Raw genomic sequence first — 4,651 nt, 5'->3', positions numbered from 1 at the left:
GGCTTCTCGATGCCTTCGCCTACTTTGAAGTAGGTGAAGGAAACGATTTCAGCACCGGCTTTCTTGGCCAGCTCGCCAACCTTGATTTCAGGGTTCTTGACGAACGCCTGCTCAACCAGGCTTGCTTCGGCCAGGAACTTGCTGATACGGCCTTTGACCATGTTCTCAACAATGTTTTCTGGCTTGCCTTTGATTTTTTCTTCGTTCAGCTGCAGGAACACAGCCTTTTCACGCTCGATGGCTTCGGCGGAAACTTCCGAAGGCAGCAGGAACTCAGGGTTGCTGGCTGCTACGTGCATAGCGATGTCTTTGGCCAGGTCAACGTCGCCGCCTTTGAGTACAACGACAACACCGATCTTGTTACCGTGCAGGTAACCACCAACAACATCACCTTCAACGCGAACCAGGCGACGGATGTTGACGTTTTCGCCAACTTTGGCCACCAGGGCTTCACGAGCCGATTCCTGAGCGGCGATCAGCGGAGCTGCGTCGGTCAGTTTTTCGGCGAAGGCTTTTTCGACGCTGGCGGCAACGAAGTTCTTGAAATCGTCTTGCAGGGCCAGGAAGTCGGTCTGCGAGTTCACTTCCAGCAGCACGGCGGACTTGTCGTCAGCCTTGAGGGCGATAGCGCCTTCAGCGGCAACGTTGCCGGCTTTCTTGGCGGCCTTGATGGCGCCCGAAGCACGCATGTCATCAATGGCTTTTTCGATGTCGCCGCCAGCCTTGGTCAAGGCCTTTTTGCAGTCCATCATGCCTTCGCCAGTACGCTCGCGCAGTTCTTTGACCAACGCTGCAGTAATCTCTGCCATTTCAAAATTCCTCTTGGATAGGTTATCAACCATTCCACCCGATCGAACGGGCGTTCAATTCTTCCCGAACCACCCTTGTAAGCTGCTGCACGTTACAAATGCTGTAGCTGCGCCGCCGACAAATGGTTTTCGAGGTGGCAAAAAGGGGGCCAAGCCCCCTTTTTGCTTACTGAGTCAACGCCAGGGCGTCAATTACTCAGCTGCAGCTGCCGGAGCTTCTTCAACGAAAACTTCGGTGCCGCCAGCAACGTTGTTGCGACCACGGATAACAGCGTCAGCCATCGAACCCATGTACAGCTGGATAGCGCGGATTGCGTCATCGTTGCCTGGGATGATGTAGTCAACGCCTTCCGGGCTGCTGTTGGTATCGACTACGCCGATAACCGGGATGCCCAGCTTGTTGGCTTCGGTGATCGCGATGCGCTCGTGATCAACGTCGATAACGAACAGAGCGTCTGGCAGACCGCCCATGTCCTTGATACCACCCAGGGAACGATCCAGCTTTTCCAGGTCACGGGAGCGCATCAGCGCTTCTTTCTTGGTCAGCTTGGCGAAAGTACCGTCTTCGGCTTGTACTTCAAGGTCACGCAGACGCTTGATGGAAGCACGGATGGTCTTGAAGTTGGTCAGCATGCCGCCCAACCAGCGGTGATCGACGTACGGCGAACCGCAACGTGCTGCTTCTTCAGCAACGATCTTGCCAGCGGAACGCTTGGTGCCGACGAACAGAATCTTGTTTTTGCCCTGGGCCAGACGCTCTACGAAAGTCAGAGCTTCGTTGAACATTGGCAGGGTTTTTTCAAGGTTGATGATGTGGATCTTGTTACGCGCGCCGAAAATGTATTTACCCATTTTCGGGTTCCAGTAACGGGTCTGGTGACCGAAGTGCACACCGGCCTTCAGCATATCGCGCATGTTGACTTGGGACATGATAGTTCCTTAATAAGTCGGGTTTGGCCTCCACGTATCCCAATGACCAACCAGCAGCATCAGCTGAAGGCACCCAGGTCATCGTGTCGACACGTGTGTGGATTTAGGCTTTTCGGGGCATCCCCGGAAAGCGGCGCATTTTATATCACAGGGCAGGGAAAAACGGAACCCGGATTCTGAAAACCTGGCGACTAGGGCACTCCCGCCCTTGGAATCCGCCCAGAATGCACCATTCTATAGAGAGAAGCGATGCACAGAGGCGCGGATTTGCGCTGATCGTCTGATAGAATCGCGTTTTTCAGGGCTGCGAAGATCGATCGCGCAACGCCCTTTTCGTAAAGAAAGCGCCATCGAGCGCAGAGAGAGCCTGTATGACCGTCACCCTCAAAACTCCCGAGGACATCGCAAAAATGCGCATCGCCGGCAAACTGGCCGCCGATGTGCTGGAAATGATTGCCGAACATGTCAAACCGGGCGTGACCACCGAAGAACTCGACCGCATCTGCCACGACTACATCGTCAACGAGCAGAAGGCCATTCCGGCCCCGCTCAATTACAAGGGCTTTCCTAAATCCATCTGCACCTCGATCAACCACGTGGTCTGCCACGGGATCCCGAACGAGAAGCCGCTGAAGGATGGCGACACCCTGAACATCGATGTCACCGTCATCAAGGACGGCTACCACGGCGATACCAGCCGCATGTTCCACGTCGGCAGCGTGCCGGTCTGGGCCGAGCGCCTGTCGCAAGTGACCCAGGAATGCATGTACAAGGCCATCGAACTGGTCAAACCCGGCTGCCGCCTGGGCGATATTGGTGAAGTGATTCAGAAGCACGCTGAAAAGAACGGCTTCTCGGTGGTTCGCGAGTTCTGCGGCCACGGTATCGGCAAAGTGTTCCACGAAGAGCCGCAGATCCTGCACTACGGCCGCGCCGGCACCGGCATGGAACTGAAGGCCGGCATGACCTTCACCATCGAGCCGATGATCAATCAGGGTCGCGCCGACACCAAAGTGCTGGGCGACGGCTGGACCGCGATCACCAAGGACCGCAAGCTCTCGGCTCAGTGGGAACACACCCTGCTGGTGACCGAAACCGGCTACGAGATCTTCACCCTGCGCAGCGATGACACCATCCCCCGCGTCTCGGCCTGATCCCGTTACCGTACCCAGCCTATAGAAAGGAAAGCCAAACGATGCCGCAGGTGGACCCCGAACTCTTCGACCGCGGCCAGTTCCAGGCTGAACTGGCCCTGAAGGCAAGCCCTATCGCTGCTTTCAAGAAGGCCATCCGTCAGGCCCGCGAAGTGCTCGATGCACGTTTTCGCAGCGGCCGGGATATCCGTCGGTTGATCGAGGATCGCGCCTGGTTCGTCGATAACATCCTGCAAAAGGCCTGGGAACAGTTCGACTGGAGTGAAGACGCCGACATCGCGCTGGTCGCGGTCGGCGGCTACGGCCGTGGTGAATTGCACCCCTATTCCGATATCGACCTGTTGATTTTGCTCGACAGCGCCGACCACGAAGTTTTCCGTGATTCCATCGAGCGTTTTCTGACGTTGCTGTGGGACATTGGCCTGGAAGTAGGTCAGAGCGTTCGCTCAGTCGACGAATGCGCCGTCGAGGCCCGAGCCGACCTGACGGTGGTGACCAATCTCATGGAGAGCCGGACCATTACCGGCCCCGAACATCTGCGCCAGCGCATGCTTGACGTCACCAGCACCGCGCACATGTGGCCAAGCAAGGACTTCTTCCTGGCCAAGCGCGCCGAGCAGAAGGCCCGCCACCACAAATACAACGACACCGAATACAACCTGGAACCCAACGTCAAGGGTTCGCCCGGCGGCTTGCGTGATATCCAGACGATTCTATGGTTCGCCCGTCGCGAGTACGGCACCCTGAACCTGCGTGCCCTGGCCGGAGAAGGTTTCCTGGTCGAAAGCGAGAACGCCCTGCTTGCCTCTTCCCAGGAATTTCTGTGGAAGGTGCGTTACGCCCTGCACATGCTCGCCGGTCGCGCCGAAGACCGCCTGCTGTTCGACCACCAGCGCACCATCGCCGGTCTGTTGGGGTTTGAAGGTGACGACGCCAAGCAAGCCGTCGAAAACTTCATGCAGCAGTATTTCCGCGTGGTCATGAGCATTGCCCAGCTCAGCGACCTGATCATCCAGCACTTCGAGGAAGTCATCCTCGCGCCGGAGGATGAGGCGCCGCCGCAGCCGATCAACTCGCGATTCCAGTTGCACGACGGCTACATCGAGGCGCGCAACGACAATGTGTTCCGCCGCACACCGTTCGCCATGCTGGAAATCTTCGTACTGATGGCGCAGCAGCCGGAAATCAAAGGCGTACGCGCCGACACCATTCGCCTGCTGCGTGAAAATCGTCATCTGATCGACGACGACTTCCGCAACGATATCCGCAACACCAGCCTGTTCATCGAGCTGTTCAAATGCAAGATTGGTATCCATCGCAACCTGCGCCGGATGAACCGCTACGGCATCCTCGGGCGTTATTTGCCGGAGTTCGGTTTCATCGTCGGGCAGATGCAACACGACCTGTTTCACATCTATACGGTCGATGCCCACACGCTGAACCTGATCAAACACCTGCGCAAGTTGCAGTACACCCAGGTATCGGAAAAATTTCCGCTGGCCGCCAAGCTCATGGCCAAGCTGCCCAAGCCGGAGCTGATTTACATGGCCGGGCTGTACCACGACATTGGCAAGGGCCGGCATGGTGATCATTCGGACATCGGTGCCGTGGACGCCGAGGCCTTTTGCCAGCGCCACCAGTTGCCGCTGTGGGACAGCCGCCTGATCGTCTGGCTGGTCCAGAACCACTTGATGATGTCGACCACCGCCCAGCGCAAGGACTTGTCCGACCCGCAGGTGATCCACGATTTCGCGCAGA

Annotated in this window: 4 protein-coding genes; 2 read left to right on the top strand and 2 right to left on the bottom strand. The window is 57.4% G+C overall.

Annotated features, from left to right (window positions below; genetic code table 11):
• Both tsf and rpsB read right to left on the bottom strand, forming a co-directional pair.
• Nucleotides 1-809, bottom strand: an 809-nt coding sequence (gene tsf / locus D8V06_RS25225; protein WP_130932039.1) for a translation elongation factor Ts, incomplete at its 3' end; no start/stop codon positions are given.
• 192 nt (nucleotides 810-1,001) lie between these two features.
• Nucleotides 1,002-1,739: a 30S ribosomal protein S2 gene (gene rpsB, locus D8V06_RS25220; RefSeq protein ID WP_008057307.1), complete on the bottom strand. Its 738-nt coding sequence runs from the start codon at nucleotides 1,737-1,739 to the stop codon at nucleotides 1,002-1,004.
• A gap of 371 nt (nucleotides 1,740-2,110) precedes the next feature.
• Here rpsB and map point away from each other — a divergent pair, with 371 nt between their 5' ends.
• Both map and glnD read left to right on the top strand, forming a co-directional pair.
• Nucleotides 2,111-2,893, top strand: a complete 783-nt coding sequence (gene map / locus D8V06_RS25215) for a type I methionyl aminopeptidase (protein ID WP_056856249.1) — start codon at nucleotides 2,111-2,113, stop codon at nucleotides 2,891-2,893.
• 41 nt (nucleotides 2,894-2,934) lie between these two features.
• A partial coding sequence (gene glnD, locus D8V06_RS25210) for a [protein-PII] uridylyltransferase (protein ID WP_130932038.1) occupies nucleotides 2,935-4,651 on the top strand: 1,717 nt, incomplete at its 3' end.

It is taken from the genome of Pseudomonas sp. Sample_24 (assembly GCF_004307605.1).
Taxonomy (GTDB): domain Bacteria; phylum Pseudomonadota; class Gammaproteobacteria; order Pseudomonadales; family Pseudomonadaceae; genus Aquipseudomonas.
The sequence above is the reverse complement of the archived record's forward strand: the minus strand, read 5'-3'. Positions and strand labels throughout refer to the sequence as shown.

Bases quoted from the DNA above. Each gene is read 5' to 3' on its own strand.
- map (WP_056856249.1), top strand. From the start codon at position 2,111: ATGACCGTCACCCTCAAAACTCCCGAGGACATCGCAAAAATGCGCATC.
- rpsB (WP_008057307.1), bottom strand. From the start codon at position 1,739: ATGTCCCAAGTCAACATGCGCGATATGCTGAAGGCCGGTGTGCACTTC.